This window comes from Streptococcus oralis (assembly GCF_001075675.1).
Classification (GTDB): domain Bacteria; phylum Bacillota; class Bacilli; order Lactobacillales; family Streptococcaceae; genus Streptococcus; species Streptococcus oralis_V.
The window spans coordinates 91,793-111,942 of the sequence record NZ_JUNW01000033.1 but is presented as its reverse complement, the minus strand read 5'-3'; the positions used below and the strand labels follow the sequence as shown (position 1 = coordinate 111,942).

Genomic DNA, 20,150 nt, shown 5'->3' with positions numbered 1-20,150 from the left:
CTCGTTGGACAACTCTTGGCGGTCAAGCTCTTGACCGTTAGAACTGTAGACGCGAGTCTTAATCGTGCGCTCTCCCTCAACACCTGGAGTTGTGATTTGACGAGCATCACGAACCAGTTCATCCGTTTCTTCTTCACGAATGCTAAAGTTGATTTTTTCAACCCGAGTTTCATCGGTATAAGTCAACGGATACTCTGGCAGTGCGTCTGCTTTCGGTGGATCGTTCGGTACCATGTTTGGCTTAGCCGTGCCGACCTTAACGATTTGTGTTACGGGAGCTAAAGTTTCCTCGTTGGATAATTCTTGGCGGTCAAGCTCTTGACCGTTAGAACTGTAGACGCGAGTCTTAACAGTCCGCTCACCCTCAACACCTGGAGTTGTGATTTGACGAGCATCTCGAACAAGCTCATCCGTTTCTTCTTCACGAATGCTAAAGTTGATTTTTTCAACACGAGTTTCGTCGGTATAAGTCAACGGGTACTCTGGCAAAGCGTCTGCTTTCGGAGCTTCATTTGGTACCATGGTTGGCTTAGCCGTGCCAACTTTGACAATTTGCGTTACGGGAGCTAGAGTTTCCTCGTTGGACAACTCTTGGCGGTCAATTTCCTGACCATTGGAACTGTAGACACGGGTCTTAATCGTACGCTCACCCCCAACACCTGGAGTTGTGATTTGACGGGCATCTTGAACAAGCTCATCGGTATATTGCTCTTCGATGTTGAAGGCTATTTTCTCAACCCGAGTTTCGTCAGTATATGTCAAAGGATACTCTGGAAGAGCGTCTGCTTTCGGTGCTTCATTTAGCACCATGCTTGGTTTAGCTGTTCCGACTTTGACGATTTGCGTTACGGGAGCTAGGGTTTCCTCGTTGGACAATTCTTGACGGTCAAGCTCTTGACCGTTAGAACTGTAGACACGGGTCTTTATAGTTCGTTCGCCTTGAACACCCGGAGTGGCGATTTGACGGCTTCCTTCTGGAATCTCATCTGTATATTGCTCGTCAATAGAAAAATCAATCTTTTCTATTCTAACCTCATCATTTGTAGTCAATTCCAACTCAGAGTTCTCTTGAACAGGTGCTGTTTCAGGAATTGTGCCATATTCCGTCAATTCCAAAATTTCATGAACTGGCGCTGTTTCTGGACTGGTGCCATACTCCGTCAATTCTGGAATTTCATGAACTGGCGCTATTTCAGGAGTTGTGCCATACTCCGTCAATTCTGGAACTTCATGAACTGGTGCTGTTTCTGGACTGGTGCCATACTCTGTCAATTCTGGAACTTCATGCACTGGGGCTGCATCAGGAGTTGTACCATATTCCGTCAGTTCTGGAACCTCTTGAACTGGTGCTGTTTCTGGACTGGTGCCATATTCTGTCAATTCTGGAACTTCGTGAACTGGAGATGTTTCAGGAGCTGTACCATATTCTGCCAATTCCGGAACTTCGTGAACTGGAGTTTCTTTTGGTATCGAGTTAGTTGGTGCTGTTCCAACTAAAATAATTTCAGAAACAGGTTCAAGCATCACTTGATCAGAAATCATTTCGCTTTTTACGATTTCTTGATTCTCATGATAATGACGAGTCACCACTGTACGTTGACCTCGAACACCTGATTGTATGACTTTTGATTGCCCTTGAGCCAATTCATCGGTATATTGGTATTTTGTCTGATAAGGAAGTTCTTGAATTGACTCCTGCTCGCTAATTTTTAGCTCTGGCAAGTCATAAACGGTGCTTAGACGAGCAGACTCTCTCTCCTTAGCAGCTATAGCTTCTCTTTCTTCCTCAGTTAAAGCATCCCCCTTATCTGAAACAATCTCTTTCATATCAAGATTTGTTTCACTCGGTTTAAGTTCACTTCCCTTCTCTTTCTCCAAGTCAAGTGTCGGATTTTCCTTATGAGCAGAATGAGCTAAATGACTATCATTTTGTTCTTCATTCTTTAAGTAACCGATATAGTCGTAACCGTCAATTTTCAATGGCGCTGGAAGTGCATCTCCAAGACCCAAGTTAAGACTTTGATTATATGCCGCAAGTTCGATATTCGTCACTGCTAAGACTGTTGGAGATAGCAGTATGGATCCCATTCCAGTTACCAACAAGATCGAAGATAAATACCTCTTCCCCTTCCTGCCTCTAACTACTACAAGCACTAGTAATGCAAGACCCATCGCTGTAAAAGTTGATTCCCAAAGGCCGGAGTGACCTGTCTTAGGCAATACTCCAGATGAATCCCCTTGAGTAGTCGGACGATAAACTAAGTAATAGGTCTCTGAAGCATCCTCAACATGCTTTGGAATCTCCCTGATCAAGGCACTCTTCTCTTCCTCCGTCAATTCAGACTCCACTACGTAGTGGTATTTGACCTGAGCAGACTGCTGACTTTGAATTTCTGCTGCCTTTACAGAAGTCAAGTCCCCAGCTATTTGCCCACTCAAAAGGAAGCTTCCAATAGTCGCCGAAACGAGCCCAACGGACAACTTCCTGAAAGAAAAGCGCTGTCGTTTTTCTCCATAAAACTGATGTTTCATTCTCAAAATTTCCTCTTCAATATATTATTCAATCCTTTCTATTCTACCTGATTTCACTTGATTATTCAAATTATTTGTCGCGATTTTTAGAAGCAACACATGCTTTTGAAAAGTACCAAAACACGACTCCTCTTTTTAAAAAATCTCAAAAAATCAACTTAAAACTCTCCCTAAAAATGTTGAATTTCTACATCTTTGTCCTAAGCTTTTACCAGCAAAAAAAGAGAGAAATGACTTTCTCTCTTTTACCTTTCCTCTCACCTTAAACTATGAGAAGACATATTTCTAATCTGATTATTTCGCTTCAAATCCTTCTGCAACTGCATCTGCAAAGTTTTCTTCTACGATGCTTGCACAGTGATCACAGATGACTGCATGGTAGCTGCGTTCTTCTGTTGTTGGGTCGATACGACGGCAACGGTCACAAACTTCACCTGCAGCGCGTTCAACTGTAAAGGCAACATCCTCAAAGCTAACTGCGCCTTCTGGAGCTGTACCTTCAGCGATGGTCAATTCTGACACGATCAAAAGTTGAGCTACATTGCTATCCACTGCTCCAAGAAGAGTTTTCACCACTTCATTTGGATAAACTGTCAAGTGTGCTTCAAGCGATTTCCCGATAACTTTTGCATTACGCGCTTCTTCCAAGGCTTTTTGAGCTTGTCCGCGGAAATCCATGAAGGCTGACCATGTATCCAGGATTTCTTCTTGGTTGGCAAAAGTTTGAGCTTCTGGTAATTCAGACAATTGCACAAATTCTTCAGCTTCAAACTCAAGATATGACCAGATTTCCTCTGCTGTGTGAGGAAGGATTGGTGTCAAGAGTTTGGTGATTTTAACAAGTACGTCATAGAAGACAGTCTGCATTTGACGGCGTTCGAGTGATTTGGCACCTTCGATGTAGACAACGTCTTTAGCAAAATCAAGGTAGAAGGCTGACAAATCAACGTTGATAAAGTTCACCAAGGCCTTGTAAATTGTCAAGAATTCAAAGTTTGCATAAGCATCACGAATAGTCTTCACAAGCTGGTTAAAGCGGATGGTCATGTACTTATCAACGGAACGAAGCTCATCGTAAGCCACTGCGTCTTGAGCTGGGTTAAAGTCAGATGTGTTAGCAATCAAGAAGCGAAGAGTGTTACGGATCTTACGGTAAGTTTCAGAGACTTGGCTCAAGATATCCATAGAGATACGCACGTCGTTGCTTGAGTCCACACTTGTTACCCAGAGACGCAAAATTTCCGCACCAAATTGTTTTTCAACATCGCTTGGAGCAATGGTATTTCCAAGAGATTTAGACATCTTCTCACCTTTACCGTCAAGCGCAAATCCTTGTGACAAGATTTGTTTGTAAGGAGCAACGCCATGGTTAGCAACAGATGTGATAAGTGATGAGTTGAACCAACCACGGTACTGGTCAGAACCTTCAAGGTAAAGATCTGCTGGGTATTTGAGTTCTGGACGGTTGACCACCACTCCATTCCATGACGAACCTGAGTCAAACCATACGTCCATGATATCTGTTTCTTTTTTGAACTCGCCATTTGGTGAACCTGGATGAGTAAATCCTTCTGGCAAGAGGTCCTTAGCATCACGTTCCCACCAGATGATAGAACCGTGTTCCTCAAAGAGTTGAGCTACATGTTCAATCGTTTCAGCTGTCATGATAGCTGTACCATCTTCTGCGTAGAAGATTGGAAGCGGAACACCCCAAGCACGTTGACGAGAGATAACCCAGTCACCACGGTCACGAATCATATTGTAAAGACGAACTTTCCCCCATTCTGAGTGGAACTTCACTTTTTCAATTTCGTCCAATATTTCTTGGCGGAATTTAGATACAGAGGCAAACCATTGTGGAACAGCACGCCAGATGATTGGTTTTTTCGTACGCCAGTCAAATGGGTATGAGTGAGAGATTTCTTCTTGAGCAAGGAGCAAATCGCCCAGTTTTTCGATAACAGTCGGCACAACCTTGTCATAGAACTGACCCGCAAATTCAGGACCAGCATTTTCCATCATAATACCGCGTTCGTTAACTGTTACAGCAACTTCAAGGCCGTTGGCAACACCGACATTGTAGTCGTCCTCACCAAAACCAGGGGCTGTATGGACAATACCAGTACCAGAGTCAGTCGTAACGTGGTCACCAAGGATTACCAACTCATCTACAGCCGTATCCCATGGGTGGACTGTTACGATGTGATTCAATTCTTGACCACGGTAGGTTGCCAAGACTTGCACATCCGCCCAGCCAAATTTCTCAGACAAACTGTTCAACAATTCTGAAGCAACCACAAACTTACGAGATTCACCAGCTGGTTGTACCAATACATAATCAATATCTGCTCCAACTGTCAAACCACGAGATGCTGTAATGGTAAATGGCGTAGTTGTCCAGACAACGATGTAAGTGTCTGTATCGAGCACACCTTTTCCGTCTTTGACGCGGTTAGCATAGTAAAGGGAAGTTGAAAGCAAGTCATGGTACTCAATTTCCGCTTCAGCAAGGGCTGACTCAGAAGACCATGACCAGTAAACTGGCTTGGCACCACGGTAGATATAGCCTTTTTTAGCCATCTCACCAAAGACACGGATCTGAGCTGCTTCATAGTCTGGAGTCAAAGTCACATAAGGATTTTCCCAGTCACCAGAAACACCCAAACGTTTAAAGTCTTCACGTTGTTTATCTACTTGAGAAAGAGCGTAATCACGGCAAAGTTTCAAGTACTCAACCAAGTCCATTTCTTTACGTTTGACACCTTGTTTTGCCAAGACTTGCTCGATTGGCAGACCATGTGTATCCCACCCTGGGATATAAGGAGCATAAAATCCAGACATAGACTTAGAACGAACAATAATATCTTTAGAAATCTTGTTCATGGCATGTCCAACGTGAATATTTCCGTTTGCATACGGAGGTCCATCATGCAAGGTGAAATGCGGTTTTCCTTGGTTCAATTCTTGACGACGTTGGTAAAGTTTTGCTTCTTCCCATTCTTTTTGCCAAACTGGTTCTTTAGTTGGAAGACCAGCACGCATAGGAAAGTCTGTTTTCCCTAAATTGAGGGTTTCTTTAAGTTTCATTGTTACTCCTTTAATTTAAAATGACAAAATAAAAACCACGATTCGCAAAAAGGACGAAAATCGTGGTACCACCTTTGTTCGAAAAAAGACAGGGTCTCTTTTCCTCTTTTCCCGTAACGTGGGGGACGTCCAGTCTTACTGTTTTCGGACTGAATTCATTGAGAGGATAATCTAACCACTAGGGATTGCAGGACTCTCACCATCTCCCGCTCGCTGAAAATATAGTTGGTTGGATCTTGTTCTCACATTTTTTTATAGGATAAGAACAGATTCTTTATTTGCATCGTTCTCAGTTGCCGCAGTAGCTTCTACTTCAACTGACTCTTCATGCTGGTCACTTTCTTCTGTCTGTTGATTTTGTTGAGCTTCAAACTCAGCTAATTCTTTGTTGCCTGCCTCGATACGAGCTTGCAATTCAGCAACCTCTTCTGGTGTGAATTGACGAGTCATATCAATAGGCTCTTCCTCTGGTTGTAAAGATACAGTTTCACCAAGAACTTCACCCACCACTTCTTTAAAGGCTTCATCACTTGTCTGAAGGTAAGTAGCTGTTGGGCGAAGAATATCTTCCCAATCAGATGACTCGACAATAGCCAATTGACTTTCAATCGTAGATTTGAGGCGTTGATGGAATACACGGCTCTTATTCTTCAACTCTTCTGTCTCAACAGCCACTCTCTTCGCATTATCTGTTGCCTGACGGAGAATTTCATTTGCCTTGTATTTCGCTTCTTCAAGCAAACGCTGAGCGTCTTGTTCAGCTTGTTGAATAATATTGTTTGAACGTTCTTGAGCAGCTTGTTTGACACGCTCAGCTGTATCTTGAGCAATCAAAACTGACTGACTCAAGGAATCCTTCATCTCATCAAAGTAAGACAAACGTTCTTCCAAACTCTTGATGTGTGTCTCTTTATCGTGATTACTACGAACCAAGTCTTCATAGTCACGAACAACGATATCAAGAAACTCGTCTACTTCTTCTGGGTCAAAACCTCTAAATCTTGTACCAAAGGTTTTATCTTTAATTTCTAACGATGTAATTGGCATACTTTTCCTCACTTACTTAATAAAAAATAGAATCATTAATTGCTTCTGGTTCTTGCTCGCTTGTTACTGTTCTCTTAGGAATATCATTCGTATAATAGGAAAGACGTTCTTCTAGTTTTTTGATATAGAGTTCAGTTTCATCTTTGTATCGAATCATCTCCTCTAATTCAAAGTAAATCCTATCTAGAAAGAGGTCAACTTCTTCCTGATTGTAGCCTCTGAATGTTCTTGAGAAAGCTTTATCACTTATTTCTTGTGGTGTAATCGACATATTTTTTCTCACTTGCTTAAAAGTAACCGGACTGTTAGTTTTTTCTTATCCTTTTTGGTCTGACCATTGTCTTTGACAATTTTTAGACGACCAAACTTTCTCACACTGATCAAATCTCCAACTGCAACCTGGTAATCAGATTTTTCAACCACATGATAATTTACCTGGACAGATTTTTTCTCAATTAGTTGACTGGCTTGATTTCTAGATAATTTCAAGGCACTTGATAAGAGGGCATCCAATCGAAAACTCGAAACTAAAACTTCTCGTTCTCTATAATCAATTTTAGACAAAATCCTATCGGTAAAAGGACGTTCCTCCAGCGATACAGGAAGTCTGCCAATCTTTCTTATTCCATCCTGAAAAAGAGGAATGAAATCGCGATTGACAAAAATCTGTGCTCTCTTTTCATCTACCAAGATATCACCAAATAATTTACGGTCAATTCCTAGCTGATTGATGATTGTTCCCAATATTTTTCCATGACTCAGTTGTTCAAACTTACTCGGATAGCAAATTTCCAACAAGGCCATTTCAAAGTCTGATATCTCCGGTTCAAAGTAATCTGGATAGAGAAGAACACGAACCGACTCCGTCGGAAGAAAATCACCACTACTTTGGCAACCCAGTCCACATGTCCCAGCTAGCACCCTCAAGATCTGTTCCTGATGGGGATTGATAAAAGGAGTAAGTACCGGCGCATAGGTATCTTCTACCCGCTTGATCCACTCTAACCCCTTATCAATAAAGGGAATATCATCTTGGGAAAAATGCTGATAAATGGCTCGATTTACTGTCATAGTAATAGGACTAGTCGTGTTAAGAGATTTCCAACAAACTGAATCAGAATCAGCGCTGCCCAAACCGTAAAATCAAGGCCAGCAAATTGTAGATTGAGCTTACGAAGGGGCTCAATAACTGGACGAGCAAGTCTGATAACTAGGCGACCTAGCTGGCTTTCATAGGCATTTGGAAACCATGAAAGAAGAGCAAATGCAACGAGAATGATGGAGTAAATGCTAACCGCATTTTGGATTAAACGGATTAAGAAAATCATTATCTTGCTCTATTTCGTTTAATGTCAAAACCAAACTCAGCGCTTTGTGATTCATCTGGAAGTTTGATATCTTCAATGTTCACGATAACGTTGACAGGAGTCAATAGATACATCGTGCTCGCAACTTTTTTCATATTTCCAGCCAAGACATGACGGGCTCCGTCCAAGTAATCAAGGCAACGACGGGCTTGTACCTCTGTCATGTATTGGAAATCAATCAAAATACTTTCATTGCCAGCCAACAAATCTACAATTTCAGTTGCATCTTCATATTTTCTTGGATAGCGAACGTCAATTGTCACTTTCTCATCTGAACGATGGCTTTGCATTGCCAATTCTTGCTGACGCGCATGTAGACGAGTAATATTTGCATCTTTTGCTGATCCTGACTGAGCAGGTGCTGGTAATTCTTTAGAAGATGAGATGGCTGGGCTAACTGTTTCCTCTTGTTGAGTCTGGTAGTTAGTCGTTTCTTCTCCGTCTTCTGTAAAATAATCTATAAATTTATCGAATCTATCTTTTAAAGACATAGCTCTCTCCTATTTAAAAAATGCTGTACCGATTCGAACAAAGGTTGAGCCGAACTGAATCGCTTCCTTAAAATCACGACTCATTCCCATGCTTAGCTCTGTCATCGGCATATTAGGGATTTGTTTTTCTCTAATTTCTGCTTGCAGAGCCTGCGTATCCTTGAAAATTTCTTTCAATTCATCACTGTCTGCCTCAAAAGGAGCCATGGTCATTAAACCAACATACTCAATCTGATCTAACTTAGCCAATTCTGGCAAAAGTTCTAGCAATTCTTCTTTTGAAAATCCATGCTTGCTTTCTTCCCCAGAAATATTGACCTGCAAGAAACACTTGATAACATGATCTGTTCTCTTTTGAATTTCCTGGGCTAACTTAAGGGAATCTAAAGCATGAAAGTAATCCACATATGGGATTACTTCTTTCACTTTCCGTCTCTGTAGTGTTCCTATTAAATGCCAAGTAACTGGGTAATCTTTCAAGGCCTGATATTTTTCTAAAAATTTATCGACTCGATTTTCACCTATATGACGGACACCAAGCGGAAGCAAGGCTTCCGCTGTTTGTACATCTACATACTTTGTCACTGCGATTACTGAAACAGCATCTAGAGCACGGTTGGCTTCTTGACTAGCATCAGCTATTTGCTGAAAAACTAATTCAGTATTTTTTTTCAAATTCATTGATTAACGATTTTTGAAGAATGGAGGTGTATCCAATTCATCTTCATCTTGTGAAACTGGTGTTTCGAAGCGTTCTACTGGTGAAACAACTGGATCTGTTTGACGAACAATAGACTCACGACGCAAGTCCCAGTCTCCAAAAGCAGATGCTTGGTTAGTTTCAAAACGACGAGGACTTGATTTAGGCAATTCTGCTGTTTCTTCCAAGTCGAATTGACGGTCAAATGTGTGTGCTTGTGGCACTTTAGTTGATGGACGTCCAACTGGTTGGTTGTTACGAGCTCCAACTACTTTTTCCACTCGCTCTTGACGAACACCTGTCGCTACAACTGTAACACGGATTTCATCCTTCATGCTTTCGTCAATTGATGTTCCAAGCCAGATGTTTACACCTTGGCCAGCTGCTTGGTTGACGATTTCTGAAGCTTCTTCTGCTTCAATCAAAGTCAAATCAAGACCACCAGTAACGTTGACGATGACATCCTCAGCACCATCGATAGTTGTTTCAAGAAGTGGAGAGTAAATTGCTTTACGAGCCGCTTCAACAACGCGTTCTTCACCACTACCGATACCGATACCCATAAGGGCATTCCCTTTGTTGGCCATTACAGTTTTCACGTCAGCAAAGTCAAGGTTAATCAATCCTGGGTTCGTGATCAAGTCAGTAATCCCTTGAACACCTTGGCGAAGAACGTTATCTGCTTCGCTAAGAGCTTCAAGAAGTGGCGTTTTCTTATCAACGATTTCAAGCAAGTTGTTGTTAGAGATAATCAACAAAGTATCAACATGCTCGCGAAGTTCGTTGATTCCTTCTACAGCGTACTGGCCACGTTTGCTTCCTTCAAATCCGAAAGGACGTGTCACGACACCAACTGTAAGAGCACCAAGATCTTTAGCGATACGTGCAATGACAGGGGCTGCACCTGTACCAGATCCACCACCCATACCAGCAGTGATAAAGACCATGTCTGCTCCAGTGATAGCTTCCGTCAAAGCTTCTTCACTTTCTTCTGCAGCTTTACGTCCAACTTCCGGACGCCCTCCAGCACCCAAACCACGAGTCAATTTTGGACCAAGTTGGATAACTGTTTCTGCTTTCGTACTGCTAAGGGCTTGTACATCAGTGTTGGCTGCGATAAATTCTACACCAGCAACACCTTCGTCAACCATGCGGTTGATGGCGTTACCACCACCACCACCGACACCAATTACCTTAATAACTGCGCCTTGAGCTGCTGCTGTATCAAATGAAAATGTCATAATTTCTTATCCTCTTTTATTCATCAAACATGCTTCCGATCAAACCACGGAAACGTTCTGTTAGCTTCGGTTTACTTTGAGAACTTGCTTGGAATTCTTCCTTGGGAGCAACTGGAGCTTCCTGCACAGTTTCAGCTGGAGCTGCTTGTGCTGGACTTGGTTGCGCTACTGGATTCAAACGTTGATTTGGAATGCCAAAGTTGATTGGTTTTTGACGAAGGAATTCATCTCCTTTAACTGCTTTTTGGGCAAGAAGATTGACTTCAGTCAATTTACCAGCAAACTCAGACAAGCTAATCACGTGCGCAAATGCAGGGTTGCGAATTCCAACTTGATTTGGTACATAAAGTTTTACGCGAACACCAAATACTTCTTGGGCTAATTCAACAATTCCTGGCAAAATTGCATTTCCACCGATAAGGACGATACCTCCAGGTAAATCTAACAAGTGTCTTCTTTCCAACTCTTGTTTGATTTGGTCAAAGATATGTTTGATGCGTGCTGAGATAATTTCTGCCAAATAGCTTTCTGTTACTTCAACAGGTTCTACTTCACCAATTACTTCAACTTGGAAAGTTTCGTTACTTGCAAGTGGAACGTAAGCTTCACCATAGTTCAGTTTCAAACTTTCTGCAATTTTTTGAGAAGTTTTCAAGACTTTAGAAATGTCTTTAGTAACGTAATCTCCACCTTCTTGGTAGATGTTAGTGAACTGCAATTCTTGGTTACGGATAGTCGCTACAGTAGTCTGACCTCCACCCATGTCAATGACAGTCGCACCAAATTCACGTTCGCCTTCATTGAGAACGGAGTTCACGATTGCCAAAGGTGAAATAATCACATTATCAACATGAATGCCTACACGCTCAACCGTCTTACGAAGATTGTGTAGAATTGTACGAGGACCTGTGTAAAGCAGACCACGCATTTCCAAGCGGACACCCATCATACCACGAGGGTCACGGATTCCTTGGAAACCATCCACGATGAATTCTTCTGGAATAAAGGTAATCACTTCACGATCAGGAGTCATGCTCTTTGTCAAAGCTGATTTGACAACATTTTCAACATCTTGATCTGTGATTTCTTTGGTATCTGAAGTTACAGGAATCATTCCTTGTGTTGGTTCAACCTGCAAGAGGTTTGCTGGAAGGCCAACGTTAACGGACTTAATAGAAATACCAGCTTTCTCTTCTGCCTGTGTGATTGCAGATTTGATTGCTGAAGCAGCTGCTTCAATATCAACAATAATTCCGTCTTTGACACCTTTACTTTTGGCATTGCTAACACCAATTACATTTACTTCGCCATCTCTATGCTCAGCTACTAGCACTTTAATCGAGCTAGTTCCGATATCTAAGCCTGTAAAAAAACCATCTCTAGTCATTACATCGCATCCTCTCTGTCTTCCAAGTTTCTCACTTCTATTTAATAACTATGTTTGGGCATAGCTATCCAAAGAATATTATAACACAAAAAATCCAATCGTGCTTAGTTTTTGATAAAATTCCTGCATGTTTTTTGAGAAAATTCTAGAAAAATTCTTCTTCTAAGAGATTATTTGAAGTTAACGTTCACAATTTCCTTTTTGTTTCTTAAAAATCCAAAAAAGAGAAGATCATTTTAGATCTTCTCTTGAATAAATTCTTCCGATTTTTGTTGTAAAAAATTTTCTACTAATTTCCCTGTTAAGCGAATTGCTATCACGATAACAGTCGAAACAATGAGATAATTTAAGGGCTGGCCGAAGCTTCCAACAAGTGGTGGTTTGTTTAAAAATCCATAGTCCCCACCTACAACTAAGTTGACAACCCATATCAAGCCATTTAAGGCGAAAGTAATCACCACCATATTCTTCAAATCGAGAAGGGAAGGTTGATAGTTTCTAAACAAGTATAGGAGCGCATTTCCTAAAAGGGCAACATGTCCGATAATGAAGGACAAAATGGTCACGTGTGGAAATGGGTAGGGATCAAAGAGTGGGTAAGCCAGTGCCGCTGTGGCTCCAAAAGTTCCTAAAAGGGCAAAGTATTGTTTGTACTTGGATGTCCCTGGAATCAAGAGCATCACAAACATGGCGATACGGCAATGATAGAAGGGCAAACTTTCTGACAGAGGCATGAGATTGCCCCAATACCAGCTATACAGAACGATCAGTTGAACAGACTGAAGGATCTGAATAAAACGCTGGTAAGCTACTTTGTCGCGAAAACGATAAGAAGCATAGAAAGTAAGAGCCAGTAAACATAACAAACCAGTGTACCAGTGAAGTTCAAACTGGGGCGGTTCTGATATCTGTGTGGTAAATAATTTATCCCACAAATTCATATTCTATTCCTCGTTCATCTAGCTAGAGGCAGTAAAAAATTCACTTTCTCCAGCTTTTAAATTTTTTGAAAAAACTTGATTCTATGACATGCATAGAACACTTGCGTCTTAAATTCGCAACCTATTATATCATTTGTATTGCAGAAATGCACCTTGCAGATACCCTTTTTTGATTTGTCAACTTCTCTAGCATAAACTAATCAGCATATTGGCCTCTTTGTCCTTTATAAACTTGCCAAAGAATCTCCATTTGTTCTTTTGTGATGCGTTTTTCAGATAAGACTGGCAATTGGTCAATGGCGAAAAATTGAAGTTCAGCAATTTCTTGATTTTCTTGAAATTGTCCGTCAAGAAGTTGACATTCAAAGACAAACTTTGCATATTGTTTGCTCTGTAGTTGGAAACGATTGGTATCAAAAACGGCAAGTAACCTTTCAGTTTTTGCTGTAAAACCGGTTTCTTCTTCAATTTCTTTAAGAATATTTTCGGTTGGAGAATAGCCAACTTCACCAAAACCACCTGGCAAAGCCCAACTATCCTCCCCTTTTCCTCTAACTAAACAGACTTTTTCATCCTCAACAATCCAAGCACGGACGTCCATCAGAGGAGTTGCATAAGCGGACGTTGGTTTCAAGACTTCTGCCACTTCTTCTGCATCGAGGTCTGATACCTGATTCAACATTTCAGATAACAGGATTCGCAAGTCCTCGTAGCGCTCACGGTCGAAAGGATCTTTTGTAAAGGTTAATCCAGTATCCGTAATGGCTAGCATTCTTTGCAGATACTTGGTAAAATCACTTGCATTCATTTTCTAAACTTTCTACCAGCTTGGCTAGATTCATGGAGTTAGAGCCTTTAAGCAAAATTTGGTCATTGGCTCCAAGGCTTTCCTTAACCTTCTTGACTAGGTCTTCAAATTGGTCCTCGTCAGCTGTTTTCTTGAAGTAGAAAACGTGACCGATTGGGAACATTTGACTAGCCAGCTGGCTTAATTCCGCAATATCTTCTCCATAGAAAATCACGGTATCCACCACATCTGGCGATAGGCTCAAAATCATCTGGTTATGGAGTTGGACAGACTGGTCTCCGAGTTCCTTCATGTCTGCCAAGACAGCGATTTTCTTGCCTCCTTCGTTGGCTGGGATGGCAGAGAATGTCTCCAAAATCAACTTCATAGCTGTTGGATTAGCATTGTATACGTCAGACAGAATATCTGCTCCATTGGCTGCTTTCTTCCACTCAGTACGATTGCGGGTCAATTCTAGGTTCTGAAAGGCCTGATGAATTTGCTCCTCTGACACTCCTTCTTGAAGAGCCACATAAGCAGCAATCATAGCATTGGTGGCATTGTACTTACCTGTCACTGGCAAATCGAGGGCTTGCTCCAAGAAATTGGCCTTAAAGGTCAGACTATTCTTGCGCTCAACCAAGTCTGTGATTTCCAGCTCTGCTCCTGGCCCAAAACGAACCACCTTTTTATCTGTAGGCAAGTAGTCCTCTACAATCGAGTCAGCTGGTGCCAGAAGCAAAGAACCTGAAGCCATACCATCTGCAATCTGCATTTTTCCTTTGGCAATCTCAGAACGGTCTTTGAAAAAGGCCAAATGAGCCTCTCCAACCAAGGTCACAATGGCTGTCTTAGGATGAGCCAATTCAGACAAGAGATGGATATCCCCCAAGTGATCCTGCCCCATTTCCAAGACCAATTTTTCAGTATCATCTGGCATATGAAGAACTGTGTAAGGAAGACCAATCTCGTTATTGTAATTGCCTTGAGTTTTGTAGGTCTTGTAGGTTGTTGACAGTAAATGCGCCAACATATCCTTGGTCGTTGTCTTACCATTTGAACCCGTAACGGCAAAGACATCAACTGCCGTTTTTTCAAGATAGTAGGCGGCGAGGATTTGAAAGGCAGTCAAAACGTCGTCTACTAGAATGTAGGGATGATTTGCAACCTCTTTCTCAGACAAGGTCACTACTGCACCATTTTCAAAAGCTGTTTCGATAAAGTCATGACCGTCACGCGCTCCCTTGAGGGGCACAAACAAGTCCCCTGTAGTAATCAAGCGACTATCAAACTCAGCTTTTTCTATCTGGGTGTCCTCAAAGATGCTGACATCATTTTTAGCCCCAACAGCTTGTGCCACTTCATGAATTGTTAATTTCATTTCTACTCCTTTAAAAAGGGGTGAAGTCCACGAACTCGACTCACCTAACAGTGATGGTTCTAACTCCTACCCTCTCTTTCATTTTATAGCAAATGCGCTTCGCGCTTGTCAAAACTTTGCTTAGCAAGGTCAACCAAACGCTCGATTAGGTCTGGGTAACTGATTCCCATATTGTCCCAAAGTAGTGGATACATAGACCACTGAGTAAAACCTGGCATGGTATTCAGCTCGTTTAGGAAAATCTCGCACTTATCTGTATAGAAGAAATCACAACGAGACAGACCGAGGCCACCAATCGCACGGAAGGCAGTTTCTGCATTTTGACGCATGATAGCTACCACATCATCACTGATTTTAGCCGGGATATCCATAGTAATCTTGTTGTCGATATATTTGGCATCATAGTCATAAAAGGCAACATCCTTGACCACTTCACCTGGCAAAGTGCTCTTCACATCGTAGTTGCCCAAGAGACCAATCTCGATTTCACGCGCATTCACCCCTTGCTCTACCAAGATACGGCTGTCATATTGGAAGGCAAGTTCCAAAGCTTGGCGGAGTTCTTCTTGATTTTCAGACTTAGAAATACCGACACTTGAACCCATGTTTGACGGCTTCGTGAAGACTGGATAAGTCAATTTTTCTTCAACTTCAGCGATTTTAGCAGTCACATCATCACCTTCGACGATGGCCACATAAGGTACTTGGGCAATCCCTGCAGATTCTAAGACACGCTTGGTCGTGATTTTATCCATGGCAAGACTGGATGACAAGATATTGCAGCCGACATAAGGCATTTTCAAAACTTCAAGAAATCCTTGAACAGAGCCATCTTCTCCCATCGGACCATGAAGAACTGGAAAGACCACTACACCTTCTTCATAGATGGCACTTGGCGCTATTTTCTTGTCCCAGTCAATAGTCGCATTGGTCATGAGACGATCTTCTTGACCTGGAGTCTGGCTAAATTCTTGCGTTTTGATAAAGTCACCTGACTGACTGATAAAGAAAGTCTTGACTGTGAAACGATCGTAGTTGACCGCACGCATCACACTCTCAGCTGAAAGGACAGAGACTTCACGCTCTGCACTACGCCCACCGTATAAAAGAATAATTGTTTGTTTCATATTGCTTGTCCTAATTCTAATAGAATACTCGCTCTTTAGTATATCATATTTGCTTCTTTTTTGAAACTTGAACATGGTACTAGAATTCAAGAAACATAAAAGAGACCTATAACATCAAAGTCGGTCTCCTTAATTTTCTTATGAATAAATTTAGTTCGTAAATTTGTCTACTCCTACAACTCTGTCCGATTTTCAATGGCTCGTAAGAGTGTGACTTCGTCCGCATACTCGATATCAGCTCCCACGGCTAGACCTCGTGCTAGGCGAGTGACCTTGATACCAGCTGGCTTGAGGAGACGAGAGAGATACATAGATGTCGCTTCTCCATCCGCTGTCGCATTGGTTGCCACGATCACTTCTGAAACCTCACTATCCATAAGACGGGTCATGAGACTCTTGAGGTTGATATCGTCTGGGCTGATACCATTCATCGGAGAAATGAGCCCGTGCAAGACGTGATAGAGTCCGTGGTATTCTTGGATGTTTTCCATAGCAGCCACATCGCGACTATCCTCTAGCACCAAGATGGTTGTCTGGTCTCGAGTCGGATCCGTACAGATAGAGCAAGGGTCATCATCGGTCAAACGGCCACAGATGGAACAATAGGTTAATTCCCGTTTAGCAGACAGGAGATTTTTGGCAAATTCATTGACATCGTCATCAGACATTCCAATGGTATAGAAGGCTAGGCGGGTAGCCGTTTTAATCCCGATACCTGGTAACTTTGAATAGCTATCAATCAGCTTGGCAATAGGTGTTGGATACAGCATATGTTCCTTTCTAATTCATTGGATGGTGTTGGTGATAAAGATTGATAATGTCGCGCGCAATAGAAGGTCCGACACCGTTTGTAAGGTTGGTGTTATGAGGAAAGACGACTGCGACCGCGATTTGAGGATTTTCGGTCGGTGCGTAGGCGACTGCGTTGGTATTATTGGCTTTTTGACCGCCATTAACATAACTTTCGGCAGTACCCGTTTTCCCGCTGATGGAAACGGCGGCGCCATTTGAAAAGGCACGACCAGTTGTTAGAGCACTCGTTCCATGCGAAACTTGATAGAAACCTTGCTGCAAGATAGCCATATCTGATTCTGAGATATTGACCTTGTTTAGTTCCTTAATGGCTGTTTCTTGAACCAGACTGCCTAAGCCACCTTGGTCGTTGTTTGCATAAACTCCTTCAACGATGTGAGGAGCTAAACGCACACCATTGTTTGCAATGGTTGCGACATACTGGGCTAGCTGCATCGGTGTGTAGTTGTCAAACTGACCAAAGGAATTATTGATATAGTTCCCTAAATCAAATTCTTTTGGCGTAAATCCTGTAGATTCATCTGGGAGGTCAATCCCTGTTGAAGCTCCGAGTCCATATTCCCCAAAAGTTGATCGCAATTTGCCCATTGCAGTCTCTAACTGTCCCGTTGCGACTGTCATATTTGGTGTGTAGGTTTGTCCCATGATTCCTAGCGCAGTTTGAACCATATAGGTATTAGAAGAGTATTCTAGAGCCTCAACTGCTGTGATAGGGAAAGAGCCATAGGACAAGGTATACCATGAATTGATAGGGGCCGAACCTTGGAAAACGATCGGCTGGTCTGTCAAGGTTTGATTACCTGACAAGACTCCATTTTCCCAACCAGAGCTGATGGTCGCTGCCTTAACAACAGATCCTGGCACAAAGACGTTGGTTATTGTTCCAAGCGAATCTGAACTTAATTTACCGGATTCGACATCATGCTTGACACCCGACATCGCCAGAACTGCACCGGTTTTAGGATTAAGAGCTACAGCGTAGACTCCTTCAGAGTACTTTGCTCCACCGTTACCCAACTCTGAGTTGAAGTAGCTCTTGAGTAGGTCGTCCACACCATTCTGGAAAGCTAGGTCAACCGTTAACTTGATATTGTTTCCTTTGCTTCCTTCTTCAACATTTTCCACACTTTCCATATTTCCGTGTTTGTCGAGGTGGATTTCCTTGACGGAACGTTTGCCTTGAAGAACATCTTCATATTGCTTTTCAAGATAGGAAGTTCCCACTCGGTCATTGAGAGAATACCCTTTTTTGAGATAAGCATCAACTTCCTCTGCCGGAAGTCCTGACTTCTCATTTGAAACGCTACCGACGATCGTCGATAAAGATGTATCCAGTACTTTACGATCCCATGAGGTTGAAATGCTGATACCTGGTAATTCCTTGGACGCTGATGCAACGAGAGCAACTTGGGTATCATCTAAGGCATCCGTAGAAATGGTGCCCGTTGCAAAATTTTCAACAGCATTGAGCTGACTAAAGAGATAGATTTCCTTTTTCTGGTCATCTGTATAATTAAGTTGACTCACGTCAATGCTTTCAACCGCATTATTGTAAAGTGTCGCTTCCGATAAGCGGTTCCCATCTGAATCCAGGCGTTTATCACTTGGCAAGGATTCGACTGTTTTTTTGTAAATATCCTGGTCCGCCAAGTAGTAGTCTGCAATCTGTCGATCTGTCAGATCAGGGGAGGTTACATTCACATATGTGAGAAGTTTCTTGGCTGTCTCCTTCAATTCAGCTGCCGTCATTTTATTGTTTCGTGTGAAAGAAACAACCTGCTTGACAGTATTTTCTACCAAGGGTTTGCCTGTTGCATCGTAGATTTGACCACGAGCTGAACTGGTTGTCACCCTTGTCTGGCTGGCTGATGCCAACTTTGCTTCATAAAAATCCTTATTGAGCACCTGCATGTATAACAAACGACCAATAATGGCCATAAAGAGCAGGATGACAATCGCAAATAATAAATTAAGCCGAATCGGAATCGAATGGCTATTAAATTTTCTCATACAACTAAGACTCTTTTCTAGAAAAATTCCGGATTTCCACCTTTATTTTCCCTAAAATAATAGAGTAAACAGGTGAAGTTCAGTACATTTCATTGTACCATATTTTACGGAGAAACTCTTGGAAAAGTCGAAGCATTTTTTGACTTTTAACTGAAAATGCCTTTTTATTTGGTTATCCTATTTTCTATGATATAATGATAGTAATAGTTAGGAAAGCGTTAACCTTTAAGACTTTGACTCATAAAAAGGAGCCTCATGAACAAGCCAGATATCGCAACCATAATCGACCTCCATTTTGAAGAATTAACCGAGCTCGAGCAAGAAATCGCTCGCTATTTTTTACAAACTGAAACGATCCAAGATGATCTTTCTTCTCAGCAAGTTACCCAGAAATTACATATCTCCCAAGCAGCCTTAACCCGCTTTGCCAAAAAGTGTGGTTTTACAGGCTACCGAGAATTCGTCTTTCAATACCAGCATCAGGCTAGTAAACCGGACACTCATTCGCACAAACACAGTCCCTTGACCAAACGTGTTTTGCGAAGCTACAGTATCATGCGAGAACAAACACAGGATTTGATCGACGAAGAACAACTGGAACGAGTTGCCCAATTAATCGATGACGCAGAACGAGTTTACTTCTTTGGGACGGGAAGTTCTGGTCTGATAGCCCGTGAGATGAAACTGCGCTTTATGCGATTAGGTGTGGTCTGTGAAGCTTTGACCGACCAGGATGGCTTTGCTTGGACGACTAGTATCATGGATGAAAACTGTCTGGTACTTGGCTTTTCTCTATCAGGCACTACCCAATCCATCCTCGATAGTTTGCTGGACGCCAAGGAAATGGGTGCCAAGACCATTCTCTTTACCAGCGCCCCAAATAAAAATAGTCAGGCCTATACCGAAACAGTCCTTGTCGCAAGTCATAGTCAATCTTCTTACATCCAGCGTATTTCCGCTCAACTCCCTATGCTCATTTTAATAGATTTGATTTATGCCTACTTTTTAGAAATCAATCGCGAGAGCAAAGAAAAAATCTTTAACAGCTATTGGGAAAATAAAAAACTCAACGGCTATCGTAGACAAAAACGCGTTAGAAAATCCTAGTTTGGTTGAACCAAACTAGGATTGTTTTGTCTTGAAATGATAGTAGGCTCCCAACATCCCTGCTGTATTTTGGTGATGGACAAATTCTAATCGTAAAATAAAATGAGCTATTCTTCAGAAGTACGTTCTATA

The 20,150-nt window shown here is 42.0% G+C and carries 17 protein-coding genes; 1 reads left to right on the top strand and 16 read right to left on the bottom strand.

The window, feature by feature from the left end:
* The 16 genes from ADM50_RS04710 to pbp2b form a co-directional block, all read right to left on the bottom strand.
* Nucleotides 1-2,532: SIALI-17 repeat-containing surface protein (locus ADM50_RS04710; protein WP_049484702.1), on the bottom strand; the 2,532-nt coding region annotated here is incomplete at its 3' end.
* Nucleotides 2,533-2,826: 294 nt separating this feature from the next.
* Nucleotides 2,827-5,619 (bottom strand): isoleucine--tRNA ligase, encoded by a 2,793-nt coding sequence (ileS, locus tag ADM50_RS04705; RefSeq protein ID WP_049484701.1) that lies wholly within the window; start codon nucleotides 5,617-5,619, stop codon nucleotides 2,827-2,829.
* A 252-nt stretch (nucleotides 5,620-5,871) separates the two neighbouring features.
* A complete protein-coding gene (locus tag ADM50_RS04700) occupies nucleotides 5,872-6,666 on the bottom strand; it encodes a DivIVA domain-containing protein (protein WP_044020427.1) in 795 nt (264 codons plus the stop codon).
* A gap of 16 nt (nucleotides 6,667-6,682) precedes the next feature.
* The gene (locus ADM50_RS04695; protein ID WP_049484700.1) at nucleotides 6,683-6,937 is read right to left on the bottom strand and encodes a DivIVA domain-containing protein; all 255 of its coding nucleotides are present in this window, start codon (nucleotides 6,935-6,937) and stop codon (nucleotides 6,683-6,685) included.
* A gap of 8 nt (nucleotides 6,938-6,945) precedes the next feature.
* Nucleotides 6,946-7,737 carry a YlmH family RNA-binding protein gene (locus ADM50_RS04690; RefSeq protein ID WP_049484699.1) on the bottom strand — a complete coding sequence of 264 codons (792 nt, stop codon included), beginning with the start codon at nucleotides 7,735-7,737 and terminating at the stop codon, nucleotides 6,946-6,948.
* Nucleotides 7,734-7,994: a YggT family protein gene (locus ADM50_RS04685; RefSeq protein WP_000576501.1), complete on the bottom strand. Its 261-nt coding sequence runs from the start codon at nucleotides 7,992-7,994 to the stop codon at nucleotides 7,734-7,736. Before ADM50_RS04685 ends, ADM50_RS04690 begins: the two co-directional genes overlap by 4 nt.
* Nucleotides 7,994-8,524 carry a cell division protein SepF gene (locus ADM50_RS04680; RefSeq protein ID WP_000053366.1) on the bottom strand — a complete coding sequence of 177 codons (531 nt, stop codon included), beginning with the start codon at nucleotides 8,522-8,524 and terminating at the stop codon, nucleotides 7,994-7,996. The genes ADM50_RS04685 and ADM50_RS04680 overlap by 1 nt, the downstream gene beginning before the upstream one ends.
* A gap of 9 nt (nucleotides 8,525-8,533) precedes the next feature.
* The gene (locus ADM50_RS04675; RefSeq protein ID WP_001049616.1) at nucleotides 8,534-9,205 is read right to left on the bottom strand and encodes a YggS family pyridoxal phosphate-dependent enzyme; all 672 of its coding nucleotides are present in this window, start codon (nucleotides 9,203-9,205) and stop codon (nucleotides 8,534-8,536) included.
* A 3-nt stretch (nucleotides 9,206-9,208) separates the two neighbouring features.
* Nucleotides 9,209-10,465: a cell division protein FtsZ gene (ftsZ, locus tag ADM50_RS04670; RefSeq protein ID WP_049484698.1), complete on the bottom strand. Its 1,257-nt coding sequence runs from the start codon at nucleotides 10,463-10,465 to the stop codon at nucleotides 9,209-9,211.
* 16 nt (nucleotides 10,466-10,481) lie between these two features.
* A complete protein-coding gene (gene ftsA / locus ADM50_RS04665) occupies nucleotides 10,482-11,852 on the bottom strand; it encodes a cell division protein FtsA (RefSeq protein ID WP_000196345.1) in 1,371 nt (456 codons plus the stop codon).
* Nucleotides 11,853-12,088: 236 nt separating this feature from the next.
* Nucleotides 12,089-12,793 carry a YwaF family protein gene (locus tag ADM50_RS04660; protein ID WP_049484697.1) on the bottom strand — a complete coding sequence of 235 codons (705 nt, stop codon included), beginning with the start codon at nucleotides 12,791-12,793 and terminating at the stop codon, nucleotides 12,089-12,091.
* A gap of 196 nt (nucleotides 12,794-12,989) precedes the next feature.
* Nucleotides 12,990-13,601 carry an NUDIX hydrolase N-terminal domain-containing protein gene (locus ADM50_RS04655; RefSeq protein WP_049484696.1) on the bottom strand — a complete coding sequence of 204 codons (612 nt, stop codon included), beginning with the start codon at nucleotides 13,599-13,601 and terminating at the stop codon, nucleotides 12,990-12,992.
* Nucleotides 13,588-14,961, bottom strand: a complete 1,374-nt coding sequence (locus ADM50_RS04650) for a UDP-N-acetylmuramoyl-tripeptide--D-alanyl-D-alanine ligase (protein WP_049484695.1) — start codon at nucleotides 14,959-14,961, stop codon at nucleotides 13,588-13,590. The genes ADM50_RS04655 and ADM50_RS04650 overlap by 14 nt, the downstream gene beginning before the upstream one ends.
* An 83-nt stretch (nucleotides 14,962-15,044) precedes the next feature.
* Nucleotides 15,045-16,088, bottom strand: a complete 1,044-nt coding sequence (locus tag ADM50_RS04645; protein ID WP_049484694.1) for a D-alanine--D-alanine ligase — start codon at nucleotides 16,086-16,088, stop codon at nucleotides 15,045-15,047.
* A 173-nt stretch (nucleotides 16,089-16,261) separates the two neighbouring features.
* On the bottom strand, nucleotides 16,262-16,858 hold the full coding sequence (gene recR, locus ADM50_RS04640) for a recombination mediator RecR (protein ID WP_000966754.1): 597 nt from the start codon (nucleotides 16,856-16,858) through the stop codon (nucleotides 16,262-16,264).
* A gap of 10 nt (nucleotides 16,859-16,868) precedes the next feature.
* On the bottom strand, nucleotides 16,869-18,911 hold the full coding sequence (pbp2b, locus tag ADM50_RS04635) for a penicillin-binding protein PBP2B (protein ID WP_049484693.1): 2,043 nt from the start codon (nucleotides 18,909-18,911) through the stop codon (nucleotides 16,869-16,871).
* A 255-nt stretch (nucleotides 18,912-19,166) separates the two neighbouring features.
* Here pbp2b and ADM50_RS04630 point away from each other — a divergent pair, with 255 nt between their 5' ends.
* Nucleotides 19,167-20,018, top strand: coding sequence for a MurR/RpiR family transcriptional regulator (locus ADM50_RS04630; protein WP_049484692.1), 852 nt, complete (start codon nucleotides 19,167-19,169; stop codon nucleotides 20,016-20,018).
* The last annotated feature ends 132 nt before the right edge of the window (nucleotides 20,019-20,150 follow it).